The organism is Serratia proteamaculans, from assembly GCF_013337185.1.
GTDB classification, from domain to species: Bacteria; Pseudomonadota; Gammaproteobacteria; order Enterobacterales; family Enterobacteriaceae; genus Serratia; species Serratia proteamaculans_D.
Map to the genome: position 1 here is coordinate 492,919 of NZ_SWDE01000002.1, position 23,100 is coordinate 516,018.

The following is a 23,100-nucleotide window of genomic DNA, read 5'->3' on the forward strand; positions in this document are numbered from 1 at the left end:
GCCGCGCCCAACTTCCAGGGAGCTTATTTACGTGACAGCAGCAATCCCAGCACCAGGCCGACCGTCGCGCCAATACCGACGCTGTGCCATGGGTTTTCACGCACGTAACCGTCGGTACGGCACACCGCGTCCTTGGCTCGCGCATAGTAGGACTCGGTAGTATCAGCCAGTCGCGACTTGACCTCGCTCAATGCCTCTTCGGCATGTGACTTGATGTCGATATAGGCCTGATCGGCGCGATCGCCGGAGTACCTCAACACTTCTTCCAGCGTGTCGCTCAGCATTCTCAGATCGTCATCGAGCGTGGTTTGATCCCTATCCGTATTTCTCGCCATGTTAAGTTCTCCGTGATTAAAAATGATACGGTCCTTAACTATAGACAAGGATCGCCGCTCTTCGCCATCAGACTATTGGTTAAAATCAGAACACCAGTTGCACTTTGGCCGCCTGACTCTTGTCACCGGCAAAGGCCAACGCCTGCGCCAGTTGCTGGTTATCAAACTCGGCAGAAAGCAGCGGCAGTGGATTGACTGTCCCTTCCGCTAACCAGGCCACCGCCAAATCAAATTCTTCAACAAAACGGAACGAGCCCAGCAAGTTCAACTCTTTGGCGATCAGCAACATCAACGGGAAATCCGGGAAACGGCCCCCCATCCCGACCTGCACGACGGTACCCCTGGCACGGGTAACTTCCAGACAGCGCTGCAACGACGACGGATGACCGGAGACTTCAAAAGCGATATCAAAGTACCCCTTTTCCTGCTGATAGAAACTAAAGTCGTCATTACCGGCATGCAGACAACGGGTTGCCCCCATTTTCTGGGCAATATCCAGGCAACGTGGGCTGAGATCGGCACAGACAATTTCGCCGGCACCCAGCGCCTTCAATGCCGCCACCAGCAGGCAGCCAATTGGACCGACGCCGGAAACAAACACCTTTTTCCCTGTCACTGCGCCGGGCTGCTTCGCCGCATGTATCGCCACCGCCAGCGGTTCGGCAAACACCATCACCTTTTCATCACGATCGGCGTCAAAGGCAATACATTGCGCGCTATCGACCACTTTGTACTGGGTGAAAGCACCATCAACATGCGGGAAGTACATCGCGCTGCCGAAGAAACGCATCTGAGTACACTGATTTTGCTGATCTGCCAGACAATACTTGCACTGGCCACAGGGCTTGCTGGGGTTTAACGCCACTTTCTGCCCCACAGGCAGTCGCGCAGTGTCACTGGCCACCACTTCACCGATCACCTCATGGCCGAGCACCATCGGCTGGCGCACCTGGAAACTGCCGACCTTGCCTTCCTGGTAATAATGCAGGTCGGAACCGCAGATACCGCCACGGGTGATTTTCACCAGTGTACCGACCCCCTGATAATCCACTTCCTGCTCCACCACCGCCACGTCATATTTGCCGTTCACCACGCAGGATTGGGTTTGAATTTTCATCATGATGTTCTCCTGAGCAGGCGGCTATACCGCAGCGGACATGCCGCCATCGACAAACAGCAGTTGACCATTAACGAAATCGGAAGCCTGGGACGACAGGAACACCGCCGCGCCAATCAGCTCTTGCGGATCACCCCAGCGGGCGGCCGGGGTGCGCTTGGTCAGCCAGGCGCTAAACTCCGGATTGTCCGCCAGCGCCTGAGTCATTTCCGTTTTGAAATAGCCCGGCGCGATGCCATTGACCTGAATGTTGTAACGCGCCAGCTCAACGCACATGCCCCGCGTCAGCATTTTTACCGCGCCCTTGGAGGCGGCATACGGGGTAATAGTGTCGCGGCCCAGCTCGCTTTGCATCGAGCCAATATTGATAATTTTGCCACTTTGGCGCTGTACCATATGGCGCGCTACGGTTTGCGACACTATAAATACCGCCTTTTGGTTAACGGCGATAATGTCATCCCAGTCTTTTTCCGGGAACTCGGTAAAGGGGTGACGCCGCTGGATCCCGGCGTTATTGATCAGCACATCAATACCGCCACTTTCCGCCTCAATCCGTTCAATGGCGGCATGGATAGCCTGTGAATCGGTGACGTCAAAAGCCGCAGCATCGGCGTGAAACCCTTCGCGCCGCAGTGTTTCAACAGCGCGCTGGGCGTTATCCTGGGTGGTAGCATTGACCAGAATATGGGCGCCATACTGTGCCAACCCCCGCGCCAGCAGAAAACCAATGCCCCGAGAAGCGCCGGTAATCAGTATTTTTTTGTTATCCAGTGAAAATAAATTGTTCATAACGTTCCCCGGCGATGTCATTAGGATAGGACTGACGCCTATCTCAGCGGATCATCGCCGGTAAAAACGTGATAAAGATCACTTAAAATCGTGTTACTAAAAGCTGTTACCTTTAACGTGAAGCCACGCATTCCAGTGCAATCAATAATTAATTCATTCCATTGAAAAATAGGAACTTTATACTTTATGACGTCGATTGTTATCACCAGATCGATTTGTTAACATGGCAGAATTCGCGATCTCTTCGCCCCCCTGTTAAGGCCCCTAAATGAAGAACCAACGCGTCACGCTGCAGGACATTGCACTGCTCGCCGGTGTGACCAAAATGACCGTCAGCCGCTATCTGCGCACGCCGGACAAGGTGGCGGCCGAAACCGCGGCGAAAATTGCCCAGGTGATGAAAGAAGTTAACTTCACCGACAGCGATGAGGCACGCTCATCCCAAAAGCCGCGTATTGGCGTGCTGATCCCCTCGTTCAACAACCAGATTTTTGCCGATCTGTTGGCCGGTATCGAATCCATCGCGCTGGAGAACGGCTATCAAACTCTGGTGGTTAACTATGACTACAGCCGGCAGCGGGAAGAAGAACACATTATCCAACTGCTGGCCTACCCGATCGCCGGGTTGATCCTCACCGATTCAGAGCACACTCTGCGGGCGGAAAAATATCTGGCGGCGGCCAAAATCCCGGTGGCGCAGGTGATGGATCTTGAAGGGCCCGAGGGGCGGATCGCCGTGGGGTTTGATAACTATCAGGCAGGTTTTGACATGACCGAAGCGCTGCTCGCCAGCGGTAAACGCCAGGTGGTTTACTTTGGTGCCATGTCCGACGCACGCGACACCAAACGTTTCCAGGGCTATTGCCGGGCGATGGAAAATCAGGGGCTGACACCACGGCAAATCACGCCACATCGGGTCTCGTCGGTCTCGGTCGGCTCCGACATGCTGGCGATGGCCCGCCAGCTCTACCCCGATCTGGACGGCATCTTGTGCACCAATGACGATCTGGCGGTGGGCGTGTTGCAGGCGTGTCTGCGGCTCGGCTTGAAGGTGCCACAGGACATTGCCCTGTCAGGTTTTCACGGTCTGGATATTGGCAAGGCCACCACGCCGGGCATCGCCAGCGTGATCACCCCAAGGTTTGATATGGGCAAAGTCGCCACAGAGATTTTACTCAAACGGATTAAAGGGGTGCCGTGCATCGAGCGCGTTGACCTGCACTACCGCATTTCACTCGGCGGCACCATTTAAATCAGCGGTTAACATGCTCGGTAACAGCGCCCGTTTGTTTGGGTTTCTCATTGCGTGCCGCCAGCCAAAGACCGCTGTTTTTCATCGCGTAGCCGAACACCAATCCCACCACCAGGGACAGGGTCACCAGCGGCCAGTCGCCGCCACCGGCGAAGGTGGCACAGGCGCCAATAAAGGTGCCGGGCACAAACCCCAACCACTGCTGTTTCGCCTGAATGCACATCAGGAAAGCCACGGCGCCGGTCAGCAGGTAACCGAGGATGCTCAAGCCTGGGGCCAACTCGCTGCCGTGAATAATCACCATTGCCCAAAATACCCCGCTGCCGCAGGTTAGCGTGCTTATCAACAACCCTTTCAACCCACCCTGCGGGCAAGCAAAATAGGCCGTACAGCCGAGGAAACCAGCCCAGCTAATCAGCCCCAGGCTGACGGCCACCCAGCCCCAAACGCCGGAGAGGATCCCGGTTGTCACAGCAATGGCAAAGATAACGTTCATAAACCGACCCGCAGCAGAGAAAGCGCGCAGTTTACTCGAAAATCGGCATTTTTATGTGATGTATTTCACATAAAATATGTAATGAGAAACGTGAAAATTACATTAATGTGGAATTTGTCACAAAAAAAACCAGCGTGGCAAGCACGCTGGAAATGACACACAACAACACCAGGGAAATCGGCTCGCCACATTGCGCAGCGAGAACATATTTATTTCAAGTTTCAGTCAGCGAGACCTCAGCTTAAAAGAGCAAGAATATTTCAGCGCGGGAAGCCCGCACGGGTCACCATAAAGCTCAAAATCAAGCACACCACGGCACTGACCATAAATAACAGATTGACCGCCAGATGCAGGCTGGCATGGTCGATCACAACCCCCAACAGGATAGGTACCCAGTTGGCGATATAAGCAATAACATAAAACAGCGAAATCAGTCTCGCATGGCTGGCCTTCGGCGAAATCAGATTCACCAACGTGGCGCTACCGACAAAAATTGCCCCGTAGGCGTAGCCTGCAATCACCATACCGGCACTGGCCAGAGCCAACGAGTGAATTTGAATCGCTTCGGCGAACACCACTACCGACAACGCCTGTGCCAGACAGCCAAACATCAGCGAATGGCGCGCATTAACACGACGACTCAGGATTTGGCTGATACCGGCGATCACCAGGTAAACCGCAATCACGTAACCATAAACGCCGCGGCTATGCATGCCCAACAGCTTTTCCGACACGCTCGGGCCAATCGCCAAAATGCTGGCGGCCACCGCCCAACAGATAAACAATGCACCGGCACACAGGTAGAACTTGCCACCGGTCGCACGCAGACCGTCAGCCAATGAACTTTTTTCTGCTGCGTTATCAGCCGCCGTCGCCCCACTTAACGGTGCGACCACAACTTCAACCGGCCATTTCAGCATCACGCCCAGCGCGGCCACTGCCGCCACCGCCATAATGATAATGAACGGCAACGAAGTGGTATGGAACCCGGTTTGCAACGCCACACCGCTGAAAATCGGCCCCAACGCCAGACCGGTGGTAAACGACAGCGTGGCAATCAATGCCGCATTTTTACCGCCGTCTTTCGGCCCAAAACGTACCAGCGCAATATTGGCCGCACCGGTTAATGCCCCGGTGCCGATCCCGGCCAGCAAACGCGCCATAAACATCATCAGAAACGAATCGGCCATCGAGAACAGCAAAGCCCCGGCCAGCACCACCAGCAACGCCGGCACTATCATGCTGCGCAGGTCTTTGACCTTGCCGGCCATGTTGCCCACGCCGAACAGTGAGATCAATACGCCGGCGGCATAGGCGCCATAAATGACCGTCAGGCTGACCGAGCTTAACGCCAACTCATGTTGATAAAGCGGATAAAGCGGCGTCGGCGCACTGCTGTTGAGCAGTGCAGACATTAATGCCAGCGCTAAAAACAGCAGAATGGCAAAATGCGACGTGCCCGAATTCGCTTTAGCCGCTTCATCAACAGCCACACCTTCAGACATTTTTCTCTCCCGAAACAATCTGGATAAACGCTAAGCCCTGAAACCAAACTCATCAGGAAACGCGGTTATCATACCTTTCGGGTATAACTGCCAAAATAGCCAAGAATGCATCATAGTGATTCATTAATGCATTCTGTTGAATGCAAAATTACACAGCCTCAGCCTTGGCGACCTTCGCCGGAGCGCGTTTCACAATAGCCAGCGCGCCGGAAAGAATAATCAGCGCCATGCCGCCCGCGGCAATATAAGACAGTTTCTCGCCAAACAGCAGATAACCGAGCAGCGTGGAGAAAATGATGGTGCTGTAGGACAGAATGCTGACGATTACCGCATTGCCGCTGCCATAGGCACGGGTCATGGTGATTTGCCCCAGGCTGCCGAACACGCCGATAGCGCAGACGCACAGTATCATGGCGCTATCAAGCGTAGTGAACCCCACCACCGTGGTCATCACTGCCCCCACCACCGTACCCACTAGCGAGAAGTAAAACACCACCCGCAGCTCGGGCTCGCCTGTGCGCACCAGCTTGCCGACGTTAAAATAGGCCAGCGCAGTCAGCAGGCCGGAAAGCAGACCAATCAGCGTGGCGACATATTCACCGTTCGGCGTATCGGGCCGCAGCAACACCAGAATGCCAATAAACCCCAGCAGCACCGAGAACAGCAGCTTGCCGGTCAACTGGCCTTTGGAGGTGACAAAGGCGATCGCCGACTGAAAGATGGGGTTGGTGTAGCCCAGCGTGGTGGCGGTGGCAATCGGCAGATGGATCAGCGAGTAAAAGCCACAGTACATCGCCGCATTGCCGATGGCGGCACGCTTCATATGCAGGCCCAGATGCCGGGTGCGAAAACCGAGGTTTTTAACCTGAATTAACGCGGCAACGATCAGCACGTTAATCACAGAGCGGTAAAAAATGATGTCGAAAAAGCCGACCTTGGCCGAAGCCAGTTTGATGCTGGCCCCCATCAGCGCAAAGAACCCGCTGGCGACAACCATCCACAAAGCAACCATGATTTCCTCGGTATACCGCCCCCAATGGGCAATAAAATAAAACGGGGCGAATCTATTCGCCCCCTACAGGTAATGCAATCGGCAACGCTGTAGCTTGAAAGATGCCGGGCTATTATTCGGCAGCTTTCACCGTCAAGGGTTTGTTATCGGCACAGGCGAAGAACACCAGCATTTCGGCCCCCTTATCGCCGGAGACGCCCTGATGCACGATATCAACCGTATCGGTAAAAGAGTCGCCCTGCTTAAAGGTGTGCTTCACGCCGGTTTTCTTTACCGTCAGCGAAACGCTACCGCCGGTCATATACACCGCGCTGATGCACGGATGGGTATGCCAGGCCAGCACCTTGTTCGGTTCCACGGTGACTTTCAGCATGGTGATCTGCGGGGCACCGGCCGGATAGTGCTGGTACGGCGATCCCTCCCACGAGGTCTCGGTTTTCAGCAGGGTTTCTTTAGTAATGCCTTCGCCGTGATCGTCAGCGGCCTGTGCATAGCCCTGAAAAGCCATTATTAATGCCAGAAGTGTCAGTTTATACATCGTTATCGCTCCATGACTACTGTGAGTAAAATAGAATGGCGTGATACAAAGGACAATAATGATGACTCCCGCAATAACAGGGCTCCGCCTTTACAAGCCTTTGATACGCTGCTCGTATTCTACGATGCTCTCGGCATAGTAGCGATTAGGCGCCACATGATTTCCCACCAACACTTCTATCAGGAACGGGCCTTCGTGCTCAGCCGCCGCGACCAGTGCCTCGTCCAGCTCTTCCAGCGTCGCCGCTTTGGCGGAGGAAACCCCCAGACTGTTGGCGAAGGCCTTCCAGTCGTGGTTTGGCAATGCCGTGTAGTCAGCCGATACCCCACGGTTCTGCAAGGTGTCGATATGCATCGCCCCGTGTGCGCAGTTGTTCATCACCACAAAGGTCATTTTGACCTGATAACGGGCGGCGGTCTGGATCTCCATACCGTGCATCAACATGCATCCGTCACCGGTGACCACCACGCAGTCGCGGTGCGGTGCCGCCAGCTTGATGCCAATGCCGGCACAAATCGCCCAGCCCATCGGTGCCAGGGAACTTGAGGTATGGTAATCACCGCGCCCGCTGGCCAGCCAATGGTGCGCCATAAAGATACGGTGCGCACCGGAGTCGACCACCACGTTGGTGTCCGGGCCCATCCGACTGCGAATGCGTTTGATGGCGTCACCGGGGTACATATTGGCTTCACCCAGGGCCAGACGCGCCTGCAAATCGGGCTGCTGTTGCTCCAACGGCAGTTGGCGCACCTGTTCAAGCCAGCCATTGCGCAGGCTCTTGATGGCAACCAGATGCGCGTCATCGTCGCTGACCGCATCCAGCAGGTGCCGCAGCGTATCGGTCAGGCTGGAGAAAATCTGCATGTCCGGCTGATAATGCGAACTGACCTTGTCGAAATCCTCATCGATCACCACCAGCGTTTTGGTGCCATGCAGCCGTGAATTCCAATTCAGGCTGTCGCGCTGGCTAAGATCGCAGCCCAACACCAACAGCACGTCGACTTCATCACCATTGATGGTTTCCACCGCACGGGTGTGACCGGCGAAACCATACAGCCCCAACGCCAGCTCGTGCCCTTCGGGAAAAGCGCCCTTGCCGGACAGCGTAGTGGCCACCGGCAAGCGGTATTTCTCCGCCAGGCGCAGCAGCAATGCGGCATCCAACGGATTATTCATGCGGTTACCCACCAGGCAGGCCACGTTCAGCCCACGCAGCAGATAATCATCCAACACCTGCTCCAGCGCCTGTTGGTCGATCGCCGCTTCACGGCACTGTGGCGTACGCTGTGGGCTGGCTTCATAATTGCCGGCCACCGCTTTCTTTTGCATATCGACCGGCACGCTTAAATAAGCACGGCCTTTACGCTGGGTGTTCAGGCAGGACAAACTGCGCCGCAGCTCGTGCTGCAACGTAAGGTTATTTTTCACTTCTATCGCGGCGGAAAGCAGCGGTTTGACGATAGTCAGCTCATCAATACCGCTATTGCTGCCGTCCTGGAAAGCGCCCTGCGCTTCATGATAAGTGGCGATACCGCCGGCCAGATACAGCACCGGGATTTTATCGGCCTGTGCCGCCGCCATCGCCGGCAGGAAATTCATGGTGCCGGGGCCGGAAATGCCCAGACAAACGCCAAACTTGCGGCTGGCACGGGCGTAGCCGTCGGCCATAAAGCCGCAGGCGGTTTCATGAGCGCCGACGATGCCGCTAATGGCTGAATGTTCAATGGATTTAATCAGTGGGTACACCAGCTTGCCGGGTACCAGGAATATGTGCTGAATGCCGCGTGCTTCAAGACCCTGGATAATCACATCAGCGTTTGTTTGCTCTGCCGCTTTCGTGCCGGGCGTTGCAATAACCCTGACACCGTCCGCAGTTGCCAGTGCTACGGGGGTGTATAACTTCTCTGCGTGAGACTCCATTTTTAATGTCCAGTCGTGGTAGGCCAACCTGATTCAGAGTCGATCCCACCAGGCGGTTAGCCAACAGAGACAGGCTCTCATGCGCATCTGCTTTCGCGTTTAGGGTAACATTGGCACAAAACGTGCGCCAGATCACAGCATAAACGTTGATAAGGATAAAGATTGTCGGGTAAAAATAAAGATGCAAAATTGCTTCACGTTAATGCATTTATTCATATCCTGAAACATAATAAATAATTATGATACCAGCCCTGACTTGTCGCCTGAACCTGTGCCCGTAAGGTTGCGCAAGAATAAACACCGACAAGGCCGATAAGCCTGCACAAAGGAAATGGCATGATGAATTGGGATGACGCACGCTTCTTCCTGGCAGTAGCCCGCTGCGGCACTTTACGAAAGGCCGCCAATGAACTACACGTCGACCAGGCCACCGTCGGACGGCGCATTACCGCTTTTGAAGAAAGCCTGGGGTCCAAGCTGTTTATCCGCACGCCAAAATCATTCTCCCTCAGCCCTTTGGGTGAGGAAATGCTGGCGGACGTGATGAATATGGAAAATGCCGTGCAGGCGATTGGCCGCAAAGCCACCAGCGGAGATGACAGCCTGTGCGGTAACGTGCGCATTGCCACCACCGACACCATGGCCGAGGCCTTTGTCATTCCGGCCTTGAAAGCGCTGCGGGAGCAACACCCGCTAATCACCGTCACTATGCTGACGGCGGTGAATATCTCTGATATTTCTTACCGCGGGGCAGATCTGGCGATCCGTGGCGCACGGCCCGAGTCCGATGAGCTGATTATCAAACGTATGGCAACCATCGAAATGGGGCTGTATGCCACTCAGGACTATCTCGACAAACACGGACTGCCGACCAAGGGTGACCACCTGCGTGGCCATGATCTGCTGATGTTCCCACGTGAGTTGGTGCCCCGCCACTGGAACGACTTTTGTGGCGAAGCGCTGATCGACCCCAACGTAGTTTTGCAGTGCAATTCACAGTTGCTGTTGCGCTCGGCAACGCGTAACGGATTGGGCATCGGCCTGCTGTCCTCCTTCCTGGCGGACAAGGATCCGGATCTGGTACGCATTTTCCCGGAAAACAAAGACTGGGTAGATATCTGGCTGGTGCTACACCCCGATCTGCAGCGTGCCGCACGGGTACGCGCCGTCGTACAGGCGCTGGAAACCTCGTTTCAAAACAATCCCGGTTGATCTCACCGACTCAAGGGGCTGGGATATGCGCCAGGCCCCTTTCCTATAATTTCATTTCTACACATTGCCATAATTAGATAAAAATCTTATTATCTAATTAACGCACAGGACGTGCTCCCATAGCCGAGGGAATGATGGCAAAGGTTAATTGGTCGCGCAGAGCACTTAAGCAATTGATGACGCTACCTCCACAGGATCGCTCAGCCATCAAAGACAAGGTTGGGCTGTTAGGCGCTTTTCCTGCCGTCAGGCTGGATATCAAAAAATTGCATGGAGCTGATAGTCAATTCCGCCTGCGGGTCGGCAGCTATCGCATTATTTTTGAGATGACGGATGATGAACCCGTTGTCTGTCTGATCCAACAAGTGAAACGCAGAACGTCGACAACTTACTGAGCCGCATTGAGCCGAAATTTATAACCCGAGGTATGCCAGATGGCGAAGTTACAGTATATCCATGATGAATCAGGCAGACCCCTGTATGTGGTACTGCCTCTCGATGAATATAAAAAGCTGGTAGGCCGGCAAGATGAATATAAGTCTGTTCCCTATAATATCGATGCGCACGATGATGAAACAGTTCCTCACGAAGTGGTCTCTATCATGTTGGATCAGAACATCAGCCTGATAGCCGCATGGCGAGTTTTCCGCGGCCTCTCGCAGTACGATGTGGCGACAAAACTGGGCACTACCCAATCTGCCGTTTCTCAGTGGGAAGCCATCGACTCTAAACCGCAAAAAAAAACCCGGGAAAAGTTGGCAGAATTATACCAATGTCGCCCAGCGCAGATGACGCTCTAATCTGCCACCCGCACCATAAAAAAAGGTCGCTAAGCGACCTTTTTTACTGCCTTGATGCCAATCAGAACATCGGCTGTGCCATCTGTACCAGCGTAATCAGCGGCTGCGGATAAACACCCAACAGCAGCACCAACGCGGCAGAGATCAACACTACCACACCGCCTGCGGTCAACGCCCAGTTGTTCGGGGTATCGCGCTGCAACGCTTCCGGCGCACTGAGGAACAGGCTGACGGTCACGCGCAGGTAGTAGTACAAACCGATGGCGCTGCCCAGCACCACTGCACCGGTCAACCACCACAGGTGAGCACTGACGCCCATCGCGATAACAAAGAACTTACCGATAAAGCCCAGGGTCATCGGGATACCGGCCAGTGACAGCATCATCACCGTCATTACTGCGGACAGAATTGGCTTATGCCAGAACAGACCACGGTAGGAGAACAGTGAATCGGCGTCCGGGCCACGGTACGGGCTGGACATCAGGCTGACTACGCCAAACGCGCCCAGGCTGCTGAACAGGTAACCGGCCAGGTAAACCCCGGCGGTTTCCAACGACAGCTGATGGGTTTGCACCGCAATCAATGCCACCAGCAGATAACCCAGGTGAGCGATCGACGAGTAACCCAGCAGACGCTTGATGTTGGTTTGGCTGATGGCCATCAGGTTGCCGAACAAAATTGAGCAGACGGCAATGATCGACAGCACCATACGCAGCGCTTCGTTGTCGGCGGCCGGTGCATACAGGAACAAACGCATCACCACGGCGAAGATCGCAATCTTGCTGGCGGTCGCCAGGAAGGTTGAAACCGGCGCAGGCGCACCCTGATACACATCCGGCGTCCACAGTTGGAACGGCACCAGCGACAGTTTGAAGCCCAGACCAACAATCATCATGCCCATACCCGCCAGGATCAGCGGCTGGTGCATCATGTTTTCTTGCAGGCTTTTGCCCAGGCCGGCCAGTGACAGGTCACCGGACTCGGCATACAGCAGCGCCATACCAAACAGCAGGAACGACGACGCGGCAGCGGACAGCAACATGTACTTGATAGCCGCTTCCAGCGGACGCTTCTGGCGGTAGGCATAACCCACCAGACCGAACAGCGGCAGCGAGATCAGTTCAATACCGAGGAACAACGACGCCAGGTGGTTGGCGCTCGCCAGCAGAATGCCACCCAGGGTCGCAATCAGCACCAGCAGGTAGAACTCTTCGCGGTTGTCCGGGTAACCGACCAGCCAAGGATAGGCAAAGGTACAGGTCGCCAGACTAGCCAGTATCACCAGCCCGGTATAGAACATCGAGTAGCCGTCAACCCGCAGCAGCGGGGTGACGTCCATTGGGCCTGCCTGGCCGACAAAGTACAGCGAAAGCAGCGCCAGGTTTAGACCGATCACGGTCAGGGTGGCGTTGATAAAGTGGTCGCGTCGCCACGCAATGCCTAGCATCACAACCACCACCGTCAATCCGACGATCAACAGTGGTAACAATGCGATCAGTTGTTGAGGAGTTATTGTCATGGCGAATTACGGCCTTGTTGTTGAAATTGCTGAAACTGACGAACCAAACCAGTGTTGCACGTTGCTCATCGCCGCATTGGAAGTATCCAGAATCGGCTGTGGGTAAACCCCCAGCAGAACCAGCAACACCACCAGCAGCAGAACGATAAACAGCTCACGCGCGGTCATGCCCGGCAACGGTTGGTCAGACTTGGCTTTGCCGTAATAGGCGCGCTGCATCATGATCAACGAGTAAACCGAAGCAAACACCAGACCGAAGGTAGAAATCACGGTGATCACCGGCACAACCTGATAGCTGCCGAACAGGATCATGAATTCACCGACGAAGTTACCGGTACCCGGCATCCCCAGGGTCGCCACTGCGAAGAACAGCGACAGCGCAGGGATGTATTTGATACGCCCCCACAGGCCGCCCATTTCACGCATGTCACGGGTATGCAGACGTTCGTACAGCTGGCCACAGATGATGAACATACCGGCCGCAGAAAGACCGTGTGCAATCATCTGGATCACCGCGCCCTGGTAAGCCAGTTGGCTGCCGGTGTAGATGGCGATCAGCACGAAGCCCATATGGGAAACCGAGGTGTAAGCAATCAGACGCTTGATGTCGGTCTGCGCAAACGCCATCCAGGCACCGTAGAAGATACCGACCACACCCAGCCACATGGCGATTGGCGCAAACTCGTGCGACGCTTCCGGGAACAGTGGCAGGCTGAAACGCAACATGCCGTAGGCCGCGGTTTTCAGCAAGATCCCCGCCAGGTCAACAGAACCTGCGGTTGGTGCCTGGCTATGCGCATCCGGCAACCAGCCATGCAATGGCACCACCGGCATTTTCACCGCAAAGGCGATGAAGAAGCCCAGCATCAACAGGTATTGCACGTTATGGGACATTGGCGTCTGCAGCAGGTCTTCGTAATCGAAGGTCCACACGCCGGTCGCGTTATAGTGCACGAACACCAGGCCCATAATGGCAATCAACATCACCAGACCGCTGGCCTGGGTATAGATGAAGAACTTGGTAGCCGCAGTGATACGGGTCTTCCCGTCCGACGCCTTGTGACCCCAGAGTGCAATCAGGAAGTACATCGGCACCAACATCATTTCCCAGAAGAAGAAGAACAGGAACATGTCGATGGCGAGGAACACGCCGATTACCCCACCCAGGATCCACAGCAGGTTCAGGTGGAAGAAGCCCTGGTATTTCTGGATTTCACGCCAGGAACAGAGAATAGCCAGCACGCCCAGCAGGCCGGTCAGCACCACCATCAGCAGTGACAGGCCGTCCAGCGCCAGGTGGATGGAAATACCAAAGCGTGGGATCCACGGCAGCAGGAATTCAGACTGCCACTGCGGAATGCCTTTCGGCGTAGTCAATGTGTAGCCACCCTGCATCCACAGATACAGAGAAAGCGCCAATGTCAGCCCCATTGCGATCAACGCAATCCAGCGCGGCACCTTAGTACCGAAGCGCTCAAACTGCCAGCACAGCAGACCGCCAATAAAGGGGATAAGAATTAGCCAAGGTAATAGCATGGCGTTTTGTGTCCCTTATACGAATAATTTCAAACTTTGTACGTAGCGCCTGCCCTGCAGGGCGCTACGCCCGAAAAATGCGTCTGTTTAAATTATTCAATTAAACCAGAATCAACAGAGCCAATACGACCACTGCACCCACACCCATAGACGCTATATACCAACGCACCTGACCGTTCTCGCTCACTGTCAGACCTCGGTTCCCCCAGCGGGAGAAGATGGCCGGCAGGTTCATCATCGAGTTCAGCGGATCACGCTGCAGCAACTTCGCAATACCCAGGTACGGCTTGACGAACACTTTGTCGTACAGCCAGTCGAAGCCCCAGGCATGGAACCACCAGGTCGAGAAGAAACGCCCCGGTGCGCTATTGGCAATGCGGGTCACCAGGCTACGTTTGCCCAGCCACAGCGCCGCCGCCAGCAGGATGCCGACAATAGCCACTACGCCGGAGGTAATCTCCAGTTGCAGCACGCTACCGTGCGCCAGCTCGGTGGTGTCTGGCAGTACGCCCTGCAGTGGCGGAACGATCATCGCGCCAACGAAGGTGGACAGCACCAGCAGAACCAACAGCGGCAGGTGGTGAGTAATGCCTTTACCGGCATGCGCTTTGATTTTCTCTTCGCCATGGAACACGATGAAAATCATACGGAAGGTGTACAGCGAGGTCATGAACGCACCGACCAGACCGGCAATCATCAGGTTGATGTGACCATTAGCCATCGCACCGGCCAGGATCTCATCCTTACTGAAGAAGCCGGCGGTGATCAGCGGCAATGCCGACAGCGCAGCGCCACCCACCAGGAAGCAGACGTAAACCAGCGGGATGCTCTTGCGCAGGCCGCCCATCTTGAAGATGTTCTGCTCGTGATGGCAGGCCAGGATCACCGAACCGGAGGAGAGGAACAGCAGCGCCTTGAAGAACGCATGGGTCATCAGGTGGAAGATAGCCGCATCCCACGCCTGCACGCCCAACGCCAGGAACATGTAACCAATCTGGCTCATGGTGGAGTAGGCAAGCACGCGCTTGATATCGGTCTGCACCAGCGCGGCAAAGCCGGCCAGCACCAGGGTCACTGCCCCGATAATGCCCACCAGATGCAGCACTTCCGGCGCCATCAGGAACAGGCCGTGAGTACGGGCAATCAGGTAAACGCCCGCGGTCACCATGGTTGCAGCGTGGATCAATGCAGAAACCGGGGTTGGACCCGCCATCGCATCTGCCAGCCAGGTCTGCAACGGCAACTGCGCCGATTTACCGACCGCACCACCCAGCAACATCAACGTAGCCCAGGTGATCGCCGTATCGCCAATCGCCAGTTTTTGCGGTGCCAGGATCATCAGTTCGCGGATGTTCAGCGTGCCCAACTCGTTGTAGAGGATGAACAGCGCAAATGCCAGGAACACGTCACCGACGCGAGTCACGATGAAGGCTTTCATCGCCGCCGCACCGTTGGCCGGATCCTTGTAATAGAAGCCGATCAACAGGTAGCTGCACAGGCCCACACCTTCCCAACCCAGATACAGCAGCAACAGGTTGTCTGCCAGTACCAATACCACCATGCTGGCGATAAACAGGTTGGTGTAAGCGAAGAAGCGTGAGTAGCCCTCTTCACCGCGCATGTACCAGGAAGCGAACATGTGGATGAAGAAGCCCACGCCGGTCACCACTGACAGCATGGTCAACGACAGGCCGTCCAGCGTCAGGGTCACACCGATATTGAAATTACCGACGCTCATCCAGTTCCACAGGCTTTGCTCAAACAGCTGCACGCCAGTGGCTTTCTGGGCGAAGAAATCCATACCCACATGAACCGTGACCAAAGCAGCCAGGCCGATAGAGCCTACGCCGACGATTGCCGAGGTGTTCTCAGACCAGCGGCCTCGGGAGAAGGCCAACAGCAGGAACCCGATCAGCGGTAGCAGAATAGTTAAATATAATAGGTTCATCCGCGCATCTCACTGACAGTATCAATATTCAGGGTATGACGACGACGGTAAAGCTGCAGCAGCAATGCCAGACCAATACTGGCCTCGGCGGCTGCCAGGCTGATCGCCAGGATATACATCACCTGCCCGTCCGGTTGGCCCCAATAGCTGCCCGCCACGATAAACGCCAGTGCCGCGGCGTTGATCATCACTTCCAGACTGATCAGCATAAACAGCAGATTGCGACGCACCAGCAACCCGGTCAGACCCAGGACGAACAGAATTGCCGCCAGGATCAGGCCATGTTGAAGAGGGATCATGCTTGCTCCTCCGATTTTCTTCTCGCCATTTCGCTACTGGCCGGGGCGTTGCTCAACACCTCACCCGGTTTGTGCTCACGGCCAATGTGGAAGGCAACAACCAGACCTGCCAACAGCAGCATTGAAGCCAGCTCAACCGCCAGAACGTAAGGACCAAACAGGCTGATCCCCACCGCTTTAGCGTCAACCATCTCACCGCTGATGCCCTGATCGGACACGCTGCGAATAGCGACAATCAGCACCACCAACAGCGCCAGCGACAAGATGCCTGGGCCGATCCACACCGACGGTTTGAGCCAATCGCGCTCTTGTTGCTGCACCGCGTTGCCGAGGTTCAACATCATTACCACGAACACGAACAGCACCATGATGGCACCGGCGTAGACGATGATTTCCAATGCCGCAGCGAAGTAGGCACCGAGTGAGAAAAAGACTGCAGAGATCGCCAGTAACGAGACGATCAGATACAGCAACGCATGCACAGGATTGGTATGCGAGATCACACGAATTGTCGCGATCACCGCAATAAAACCTGCCAGATAAAAGGCAATTTCCATGCTTGCTGGCTCCTTAAGGCAACAGACCTTTGACGTCGATCGGTTTGGCTTCGTTTTCGGCTTCGCCCTTGGCTTTGCCGTCAATCGCCATACCGGCCATCCGGTAGAAGTTATATTCCGGATATTTACCCGGCCCCGAGATCAACAGATCTTCTTTTTCGTACACCAGATCCTGGCGCTTGAACTCACCCATTTCGAAATCCGGCGTCAGCTGAATCGCGGTAGTTGGGCAAGCTTCTTCGCACAGGCCGCAGAAAATGCAGCGCGAGAAGTTGATGCGGAAGAACTCCGGATACCAACGGCCATCTTTCTGTTCTGCTTTTTGCAGCGAGATACAGCCCACCGGGCAGGCAACCGCACACAGGTTACAAGCCACGCAGCGCTCTTCGCCGTCCGGATCGCGCGTCAGCACGATGCGGCCACGGTAGCGCGGCGGCAGGTAAACCGGTTCTTCCGGATACATCTGGGTTTCGCGCTTGGCGAAGGCGTGCAGGCCTATCATCCAAATGCTGCGCACCTGGGTGCCGAAACCAACCAATAACTCTTTCAATGTCATGGTTTATTCACCCCTTATTGAGCGTTGTACAAAATGACTGCGGCAGTCGCCAGCAGATTCAGTAGCGTCAACGGCAGACAGACTTTCCAGCCGAAGGACATCACCTGGTCATAGCGCGGACGTGGCAGAGCAGCACGAATCAGAATGAACATCATCATGAAGAAAGCCGTTTTCAGCGCGAACCAGACGAATGGCGGTAGGAAAGGCCCCTGCCAGCCACCGAAGAACAACGTCACAATCAGGGCAGAAACGGTGACGATACCTATGTATTCACCCACAAAGAACAGCCCGAACTTCATGCCGGAATATTCAATGTGGTAACCGTCAGCCAGTTCCTGCTCGGCTTCCGGTTGGTCAAACGGGTGACGGTGACACACCGCCACGCCGGCAATCGCAAAGGTAATGAAACCAAAGAATTGCGGGATGACGTTCCACATATGCGCCTGAGATTCAACGATCGCCTGCATGTTGAAGGAGTCCGCCTGTGCTACCACACCCATCAGCGACAGGCCGATGAACACTTCGTAGCTCAGGGTTTGCGCAGAAGCACGCATCGCCCCCAACAGCGAGTATTTGTTGTTGCTCGACCAGCCGGCGAACAGCACGGCGTATACCGCCAGGCCGGCCATCATCAGGAAGAACAAAATACCGATGTTGAGGTCGGACACCGCCCAGGTCGGACTGACCGGGACGATGGCAAATGCCAGCAACAGGGAAGTAAAGGCGATCATCGGCGCCAGGGTAAAGATCACCCGGTCGGAGAATTTCGGTACCCAGTCTTCCTTGAAGAACATTTTGATCATGTCGGCGACCAGCTGCAGCGAGCCACCCCAGCCGACACGGTTTGGTCCATAACGGTTCTGGAACAGACCGAGCAAACGGCGTTCGCCGAAGCTCATGAATGCCCCACAGGTGACTACGACCAGCAGGATCACTACCGCTTTAAGAATGGAGATCAGAATGTCGATCACCTCAGGGGTAAACCAGCTCATCGTGTCGCCTCCCGCAGATTTTCAACCGTTGCACCCACCAGTACCGGCGGGATCCCTGGCAAGCCGAGCGGTAAGCCCACCTGGCCCTGGGTCAGGGTTTCACTCAGACGCACCGGCAGACGCAAGGTCTGGCCCGCACAGCTGAACTCCACCAGCGCACCGGCATTGACGCCCAGCGCAGCAGCATCGGTCGGATTGACCATCACATAGGCCTCCGGCATGCGCTGCTGAATCACCCCGGAACGCTGTGACATTTCATCACTGCCGAACAGGTGGTAATACGGCGCGACACGCCAGCCTTGCTGCTGACCAAAGGCGGCAGGCACCTGGGTGAAGTAACCCAGCTTGCCCTCCCCCGCTTCGATCAGACGCACACCCGGATCGCCATGACGCAGCTTGCCGCCCACTTCGGCCTGGAACTTGTTCCATGCTTGCGGTGAGTTCCAGCCTGGTGCCCAGGCGAATGGGATCTGCTGACGGTCGGCCAGCGGGCTGTTGTTCCCTTCCATTGAGAAGGCGAACATGGTGTCTTTATCCTGCGGCTGACGCGGTTCATGCACGCTGATATTGGCGCGCATCGCCGTACGGCCACTGGAGCGAATTGGAGAACGCGCCAGTTTCTGACCGCGGATACGGAAGCTCGCGTCCGGTGCGGCCTCGACGATCCCCTGCAACTGCGGCAACGCGGTGACACAGGCTTCGATCACATGATCAAGCTGCGTCCAATCCACGTGGCGGCTGGTATAGGTGGAATGCAGCGAGTGCATCCAACGCCAGCTTTCCAGCATCACGGTGTGAACGTCTTTCTTCGCATCGTCGTAGTACGCCGGATCGTAAACCTGGAAGAAGCGCTGGGCGCGGCCTTCCTGATTGACCAGAGTCCCGTCGCTTTCCGCGAAGCTGGCCGCCGACAGGATCAGGTTGGCTTTATCCATGATGGCGGTACGCTGATGATCAACCACGATCAGGTTGCTGACCTTGGCCAGCGCAGCGTCCACTTTCGCCGCCGGCGCATGCCGGTAGAGATCGTTTTCCATCACGATGGCCGTGTCGGCTTCGCCGTTTTCCAACAGGGTCAACGCCTGATCGAGCGAACCGCCGCCGATCATCGACAAACCGAGGCTGTTGGCAGCGCTGGCGACGAAGGTGATGCCGACGTCAGAACCGCGATCCTTCAGCGCCTTGGCGATGTTGGCCGCCGCTTCGATGATGGCTTCGCTACCGGCGTTGCTGCCGGTGATAATCAGCGGTTTACGCGCGTCGGTCAGCGCCTGCACGATGATGTCGACTTTCTTGTTCAGGCCGTCAGCCAAATCGTTGACTGCCGGTGCCGCGTTGTCCAGCGCATGGGCGATAGCGAAGCCGAAGCGCGCCTGCTCATCCACCGGTGCGCGGTAGTTCCATGCCGCGATGTCGTCCAGACGGGTGTTATCCACGTTGGTGACAAACAGCGGGTGTTTGGCGTGCTGGCCGATGTTCTGCACCGCAGCAATCTGCCAGTCGGCAACGCGCTGAGCCGCAGCCATGGCGCGAGCCTTGCCCTTCACCGCCTGACGTACCGACAGGGCAATACGTGCGCCGGTCTGGGTCAAGTCTTCACCCAACACCAACACCGCGTCGTAACCTTCGATTTCACGCAGCGCAGGGGTGTGAACGCCGCTGTTTTGCAGCACGTTCAGCATCAGGTCCAGACGGCCCTGTTCGGCCTGCGAGATACCGGTATAGAAGTTTTCGGCACCGACCAAATCACGCAGTGCGAAGTTACTTTCCAGGCTGGCGCGTGGTGAGCCAATGCCGATGGTTTTCTTCGCCTGACGCAGAATGTCCGCCGCGCCCTGCATCGCCTGCTCGGCGTTCAGGGTGATCCAGTCGTCGCCACGCAGTTGCTGTGGCTGACGCGGACGATCTTTCTGGTTTACGTAGCCATAACCGAAGCGGCCGCGGTCACACAGGAAGTAATGGTTCACGCTGCCGTTATAACGGTTTTCGATACGACGCAGTTCGCCATAGCGCTCGCCCGGGCTGGTGTTACAGCCGATGCTGCACTGCTGGCAGATGCTTGGCGCAAACTGCATGTCCCACTTACGGTTATAACGCTCCGAGTGGGTTTTGTCGGTGAACACACCGGTCGGGCACACTTCCACCAGGTTACCGGAGAACTCGCTTTCCAGCGTGCCGCTCTCGGTACGACCGAAGTAGACGTTGTCGTGCGCGCCGTAAACACCGAAGTCGGTGCCGTCCGCATAGTCCTTGTAGTAGCGCACACAGCGGTAACAGGCGATACAGCGGTTCATCTCATGCGAGATAAACGGCCCCAGCTCCTGATTGTTGTGAGTACGCTTACTGAAACGGTATTTACGGAAGCTGTGGCCGGTCATTACTGTCATATCCTGCAGGTGACAGTTACCGCCTTCTTCACATACCGGACAGTCGTGCGGGTGGTTGGTCATCAACCACTCAACCACGCTTTCTCGGAACTGTTTGGCTTCGCCATCGTCGATGGAAATAAAGGTTCCATCGGATGCCGGTGTCATACAAGACATCACCAAACGGCCACGCGTATCTTCCGCGTTTTGGTATTGCTTTACCGCACATTGGCGGCAAGCGCCGACGCTTCCCAGCGCCGGATGCCAGCAAAAGTAAGGAATATCGAGCCCGAGGGAGAGACAAGCCTGCAGCAGGTTGTCGGCCCCATCTACGTCGTATTCTTTGCCGTCTACATGAATCGTAGCCATAGTCAGCATGCTTCCAAGTGGCCTGCCTTGCGGCAGGCGTTAATCAAAAATTCTGGCCGTGTCGTCGGGGCGAGTCGGCTTACCAGCGTTGCTTCAGCAGATTATTGGCCTGAATACCGCCAATCGCATGCGCGTTGCTGAAGTGCTTCACTTTGATGCCCGCTTCGAACTCTTCACGGAAATATTTAATTGCGCTTTGCAGTGGCTCTACGGCACCTGGCGCGTGGGCGCAGAAGGTTTTGCCCGGACCGAGAGAACGGCACAGCTGCTCAAGGGTTTCGATATCCCCCGGCTGCCCTTCGCCATTTTCCAGCGCACGCAGGATCTTCACGCTCCACGGCAGACCGTCACGGCATGGCGTACACCAGCCGCAGGACTCGCGAGAGAAAAACTCTTCCAGGTTGCGCACCAGCGGAACCATGCCAATCTCGTGGTCGACTGCCATCGCCAGCGCGGTACCCAGACGGCTGCCGGCTTTACCGATGCTCTCGAAGTCCATCGGCAGATCGAGGTGATCGGCGGTCAGGAAGTCGGTGCCCGCGCCGCCTGGCTGCCAGGCTTTGAAACGCAGGCCGTCACGCATGCCACCGGCGTAATCTTCCAGAATTTCACGTGCGGTGGTGCCAAACGGCAGCTCCCAAACGCCTGGGTTTTTCACCCGGCCGGAGAAGCCCATCAGTTTGGTACCGGCATCGTTACTCTTGCCGGCGGAGATCCCCTTGTACCAGTCAACGCCGCCTTCAAGGATCGCCGGAACGTTGCACAGGGTTTCTACGTTATTGACGCAGGTCGGCTTGCCCCAAACGCCGGAGGACGCCGGGAATGGTGGCTTGGAACGCGGGTTGGCACGGCGGCCTTCCAGCGAGTTGATCAAGGCGGTTTCTTCGCCACAGATGTAACGACCGGCACCGGTATGAACAATCAGCTCGAAGTCAAAGCCGCTGCCCATGATGTTCTTGCCCAAATAACCGGCTTCGGTAGCTTCGGCGATCGCACGGCGCAAATGCACCGCAGCTTCGATGTACTCACCGCGCAGGAAGATATAGCCGCGATAAGCCTTCAGCGCGAACGCCGAGATCAGCATGCCTTCCACCAACAGGTGCGGCAGTTGCTCCATCAGCAAGCGGTCTTTATAGGTGCCCGGCTCCATTTCATCGGCATTACACAGCAGGTAACGGATGTTCATGGATTCGTCTTTCGGCATCAGGCTCCACTTCAAACCGGTGGAGAAACCTGCACCACCACGACCTTTCAGCCCGGCGTCTTTCACCAGGGTGACGATCTCGTCCGGGGCCATGCCCTTGATGGCCTTTTCGGCACCGGCATAGCCGTTCTTGCTGCGGTATTCATCCAGCCAGACCGGCTGTTTGTCATCGCGCAGCCGCCAGGTCAGCGGGTGCATTTCGGGAGTGCGCACAATGTCTTTAATCATTGATACTGCTCCAGTAGCGTCTCGATATCTTCAGGCTTCAGCTGACTGTGAGTGTCCTCATCAATCATCATGGTTGGCCCTTTATCGCAGTTGCCCAGGCAGCAGGTTGGCAGCAGAGTGAAACGGCCATCAAAGGTGGTTTGACCCGGTTTGATGCTCAGCTTCTTCTCAATGGCGGCCTGAATGCCCTGGTAACCGGTTATGTGACAAACAACGCTGTCACAATAACGGATCACGTGGCGCCCTACTGGCTGACGGAAAATCTGGCTGTAGAACGTGGCCACGCCTTCTACGTCGCTGGCAGGAATGCCCAGCAGTTCCGCGATGGCATGAATCGCCCCATCCGGAACCCAGCCGCGCTGCTTCTGCACAATTTTCAGTGCTTCAATGGAGGCGGCGCGTGGATCCTCGTAATGGTGCTTTTCGTGCTCGATCGCATCACGTTCTTCCGCACTCAGCTCAAATGCATCAACGCCGCTCTGGGGAGCGGCCGCATTGATAGGTTCAAGCGCTTGGTTATTCGCGTGATTGTCTTTTTGATCATGCATAG

The 23,100-nt window shown here is 56.0% G+C and carries 22 protein-coding genes; 4 read left to right on the forward strand and 18 right to left on the reverse strand.

Translation table 11 applies throughout. From position 1 onward, the window contains the following. Window positions 1-23: 23 nt before the first annotated feature. The 3 genes from elaB to idnO form a co-directional block, all read right to left on the reverse strand. Window positions 24-335 carry a stress response protein ElaB gene (gene elaB, locus FCL49_RS12525; protein ID WP_012146001.1) on the reverse strand — a complete coding sequence of 104 codons (312 nt, stop codon included), beginning with the start codon at window positions 333-335 and terminating at the stop codon, window positions 24-26. Window positions 336-420: 85 nt separating this feature from the next. Continuing rightward, entirely contained in the window at window positions 421-1,452 is a 1,032-nt protein-coding gene (idnD, locus tag FCL49_RS12530; RefSeq protein WP_174354000.1) for an L-idonate 5-dehydrogenase, read from the reverse strand. Window positions 1,453-1,476: 24 nt separating this feature from the next. After that, entirely contained in the window at window positions 1,477-2,241 is a 765-nt protein-coding gene (idnO, locus tag FCL49_RS12535) for a gluconate 5-dehydrogenase (protein ID WP_174353854.1), read from the reverse strand. Between the two features lie 268 nt (window positions 2,242-2,509). On the opposite strand from idnO, the gene FCL49_RS12540 reads away from it, so the two are divergent. Next, window positions 2,510-3,493, forward strand: a complete 984-nt coding sequence (locus FCL49_RS12540) for a LacI family DNA-binding transcriptional regulator (protein WP_135317329.1) — start codon at window positions 2,510-2,512, stop codon at window positions 3,491-3,493. Window position 3,494: 1 nt separating this feature from the next. On the opposite strand, the gene FCL49_RS12545 is transcribed toward FCL49_RS12540, so the two are convergent. The 5 genes from FCL49_RS12545 to FCL49_RS12565 form a co-directional block, all read right to left on the reverse strand. Then, window positions 3,495-3,989 (reverse strand): DUF1097 domain-containing protein, encoded by a 495-nt coding sequence (locus tag FCL49_RS12545; RefSeq protein ID WP_135317330.1) that lies wholly within the window; start codon window positions 3,987-3,989, stop codon window positions 3,495-3,497. A gap of 260 nt (window positions 3,990-4,249) precedes the next feature. Next, the gene (locus FCL49_RS12550; protein WP_174353855.1) at window positions 4,250-5,494 is read right to left on the reverse strand and encodes an MFS transporter; all 1,245 of its coding nucleotides are present in this window, start codon (window positions 5,492-5,494) and stop codon (window positions 4,250-4,252) included. Between the two features lie 148 nt (window positions 5,495-5,642). Beyond that, window positions 5,643-6,506, reverse strand: a complete 864-nt coding sequence (locus FCL49_RS12555) for a DMT family transporter (RefSeq protein ID WP_174353856.1) — start codon at window positions 6,504-6,506, stop codon at window positions 5,643-5,645. Between the two features lie 112 nt (window positions 6,507-6,618). Further along, the gene (locus FCL49_RS12560) at window positions 6,619-7,044 is read right to left on the reverse strand and encodes a cupin domain-containing protein (RefSeq protein WP_174353857.1); all 426 of its coding nucleotides are present in this window, start codon (window positions 7,042-7,044) and stop codon (window positions 6,619-6,621) included. A 90-nt stretch (window positions 7,045-7,134) separates the two neighbouring features. Continuing rightward, on the reverse strand, window positions 7,135-8,964 hold the full coding sequence (locus FCL49_RS12565) for a thiamine pyrophosphate-binding protein (RefSeq protein WP_174353858.1): 1,830 nt from the start codon (window positions 8,962-8,964) through the stop codon (window positions 7,135-7,137). 336 nt (window positions 8,965-9,300) lie between these two features. Between FCL49_RS12565 and FCL49_RS12570 the strand changes: the two genes are divergently transcribed. From FCL49_RS12570 to FCL49_RS12580, 3 genes are all read left to right on the forward strand, one after another. After that, entirely contained in the window at window positions 9,301-10,176 is an 876-nt protein-coding gene (locus tag FCL49_RS12570; RefSeq protein WP_174353859.1) for a LysR family transcriptional regulator, read from the forward strand. Window positions 10,177-10,310: 134 nt separating this feature from the next. Then, window positions 10,311-10,571, forward strand: a complete 261-nt coding sequence (locus FCL49_RS12575; RefSeq protein WP_153860943.1) for a type II toxin-antitoxin system RelE family toxin — start codon at window positions 10,311-10,313, stop codon at window positions 10,569-10,571. A gap of 39 nt (window positions 10,572-10,610) precedes the next feature. Continuing rightward, on the forward strand, window positions 10,611-10,976 hold the full coding sequence (locus FCL49_RS12580; RefSeq protein WP_174353860.1) for a helix-turn-helix domain-containing protein: 366 nt from the start codon (window positions 10,611-10,613) through the stop codon (window positions 10,974-10,976). A gap of 61 nt (window positions 10,977-11,037) precedes the next feature. Here the strand turns inward: FCL49_RS12580 and nuoN are convergent, their stop codons facing one another. From nuoN to nuoE, 10 genes are all read right to left on the reverse strand, one after another. Beyond that, complete coding sequence (gene nuoN, locus FCL49_RS12585) at window positions 11,038-12,495, reverse strand: NADH-quinone oxidoreductase subunit NuoN (protein WP_044552632.1); 1,458 nt, start codon at window positions 12,493-12,495, stop codon at window positions 11,038-11,040. A gap of 6 nt (window positions 12,496-12,501) precedes the next feature. After that, window positions 12,502-14,031, reverse strand: a complete 1,530-nt coding sequence (gene nuoM, locus FCL49_RS12590) for an NADH-quinone oxidoreductase subunit M (protein WP_174353861.1) — start codon at window positions 14,029-14,031, stop codon at window positions 12,502-12,504. A 100-nt stretch (window positions 14,032-14,131) separates the two neighbouring features. Then, window positions 14,132-15,979 (reverse strand): NADH-quinone oxidoreductase subunit L, encoded by a 1,848-nt coding sequence (gene nuoL, locus FCL49_RS12595; protein WP_135317337.1) that lies wholly within the window; start codon window positions 15,977-15,979, stop codon window positions 14,132-14,134. Continuing rightward, a complete protein-coding gene (nuoK, locus tag FCL49_RS12600; protein ID WP_012146014.1) occupies window positions 15,976-16,278 on the reverse strand; it encodes an NADH-quinone oxidoreductase subunit NuoK in 303 nt (100 codons plus the stop codon). Before nuoK ends, nuoL begins: the two co-directional genes overlap by 4 nt. After that, window positions 16,275-16,835, reverse strand: a complete 561-nt coding sequence (gene nuoJ, locus FCL49_RS12605) for an NADH-quinone oxidoreductase subunit J (protein WP_174353862.1) — start codon at window positions 16,833-16,835, stop codon at window positions 16,275-16,277. Before nuoJ ends, nuoK begins: the two co-directional genes overlap by 4 nt. 13 nt (window positions 16,836-16,848) lie before the next feature. Further along, entirely contained in the window at window positions 16,849-17,391 is a 543-nt protein-coding gene (gene nuoI / locus FCL49_RS12610; protein WP_004947256.1) for an NADH-quinone oxidoreductase subunit NuoI, read from the reverse strand. A gap of 14 nt (window positions 17,392-17,405) precedes the next feature. Then, window positions 17,406-18,383, reverse strand: coding sequence for an NADH-quinone oxidoreductase subunit NuoH (gene nuoH, locus FCL49_RS12615; RefSeq protein ID WP_135317339.1), 978 nt, complete (start codon window positions 18,381-18,383; stop codon window positions 17,406-17,408). Next, window positions 18,380-21,118 (reverse strand): NADH-quinone oxidoreductase subunit NuoG, encoded by a 2,739-nt coding sequence (nuoG, locus tag FCL49_RS12620; protein ID WP_174353863.1) that lies wholly within the window; start codon window positions 21,116-21,118, stop codon window positions 18,380-18,382. The genes nuoH and nuoG overlap by 4 nt, the downstream gene beginning before the upstream one ends. A 79-nt stretch (window positions 21,119-21,197) precedes the next feature. Then, on the reverse strand, window positions 21,198-22,550 hold the full coding sequence (gene nuoF / locus FCL49_RS12625; RefSeq protein ID WP_174353864.1) for an NADH-quinone oxidoreductase subunit NuoF: 1,353 nt from the start codon (window positions 22,548-22,550) through the stop codon (window positions 21,198-21,200). Then, window positions 22,547-23,098, reverse strand: a complete 552-nt coding sequence (gene nuoE / locus FCL49_RS12630) for an NADH-quinone oxidoreductase subunit NuoE (protein WP_012146019.1) — start codon at window positions 23,096-23,098, stop codon at window positions 22,547-22,549. Before nuoE ends, nuoF begins: the two co-directional genes overlap by 4 nt. Between the last annotated feature and the right edge of the window lie 2 nt (window positions 23,099-23,100).

Bases quoted from the DNA above. Each gene is read 5' to 3' on its own strand.
- elaB (WP_012146001.1), bottom strand. From the start codon at position 335: ATGGCGAGAAATACGGATAGGGATCAAACCACGCTCGATGACGATCTG.
- idnD (WP_174354000.1), bottom strand. From the start codon at position 1,452: ATGAAAATTCAAACCCAATCCTGCGTGGTGAACGGCAAATATGACGTG.
- idnO (WP_174353854.1), bottom strand. From the start codon at position 2,241: ATGAACAATTTATTTTCACTGGATAACAAAAAAATACTGATTACCGGC.
- FCL49_RS12540 (WP_135317329.1), top strand. From the start codon at position 2,510: ATGAAGAACCAACGCGTCACGCTGCAGGACATTGCACTGCTCGCCGGT.
- FCL49_RS12545 (WP_135317330.1), bottom strand. From the start codon at position 3,989: ATGAACGTTATCTTTGCCATTGCTGTGACAACCGGGATCCTCTCCGGC.
- FCL49_RS12550 (WP_174353855.1), bottom strand. From the start codon at position 5,494: ATGTCTGAAGGTGTGGCTGTTGATGAAGCGGCTAAAGCGAATTCGGGC.
- FCL49_RS12555 (WP_174353856.1), bottom strand. From the start codon at position 6,506: ATGGTTGCTTTGTGGATGGTTGTCGCCAGCGGGTTCTTTGCGCTGATG.
- FCL49_RS12560 (WP_174353857.1), bottom strand. From the start codon at position 7,044: ATGTATAAACTGACACTTCTGGCATTAATAATGGCTTTTCAGGGCTAT.
- FCL49_RS12565 (WP_174353858.1), bottom strand. From the start codon at position 8,964: ATGGAGTCTCACGCAGAGAAGTTATACACCCCCGTAGCACTGGCAACT.
- FCL49_RS12570 (WP_174353859.1), top strand. From the start codon at position 9,301: ATGATGAATTGGGATGACGCACGCTTCTTCCTGGCAGTAGCCCGCTGC.
- FCL49_RS12575 (WP_153860943.1), top strand. From the start codon at position 10,311: ATGGCAAAGGTTAATTGGTCGCGCAGAGCACTTAAGCAATTGATGACG.
- FCL49_RS12580 (WP_174353860.1), top strand. From the start codon at position 10,611: ATGGCGAAGTTACAGTATATCCATGATGAATCAGGCAGACCCCTGTAT.
- nuoN (WP_044552632.1), bottom strand. From the start codon at position 12,495: ATGACAATAACTCCTCAACAACTGATCGCATTGTTACCACTGTTGATC.
- nuoM (WP_174353861.1), bottom strand. From the start codon at position 14,031: ATGCTATTACCTTGGCTAATTCTTATCCCCTTTATTGGCGGTCTGCTG.
- nuoL (WP_135317337.1), bottom strand. From the start codon at position 15,979: ATGAACCTATTATATTTAACTATTCTGCTACCGCTGATCGGGTTCCTG.
- nuoK (WP_012146014.1), bottom strand. From the start codon at position 16,278: ATGATCCCTCTTCAACATGGCCTGATCCTGGCGGCAATTCTGTTCGTC.
- nuoJ (WP_174353862.1), bottom strand. From the start codon at position 16,835: ATGGAAATTGCCTTTTATCTGGCAGGTTTTATTGCGGTGATCGCGACA.
- nuoI (WP_004947256.1), bottom strand. From the start codon at position 17,391: ATGACATTGAAAGAGTTATTGGTTGGTTTCGGCACCCAGGTGCGCAGC.
- nuoH (WP_135317339.1), bottom strand. From the start codon at position 18,383: ATGAGCTGGTTTACCCCTGAGGTGATCGACATTCTGATCTCCATTCTT.
- nuoG (WP_174353863.1), bottom strand. From the start codon at position 21,118: ATGGCTACGATTCATGTAGACGGCAAAGAATACGACGTAGATGGGGCC.
- nuoF (WP_174353864.1), bottom strand. From the start codon at position 22,550: ATGATTAAAGACATTGTGCGCACTCCCGAAATGCACCCGCTGACCTGG.
- nuoE (WP_012146019.1), bottom strand. From the start codon at position 23,098: ATGCATGATCAAAAAGACAATCACGCGAATAACCAAGCGCTTGAACCT.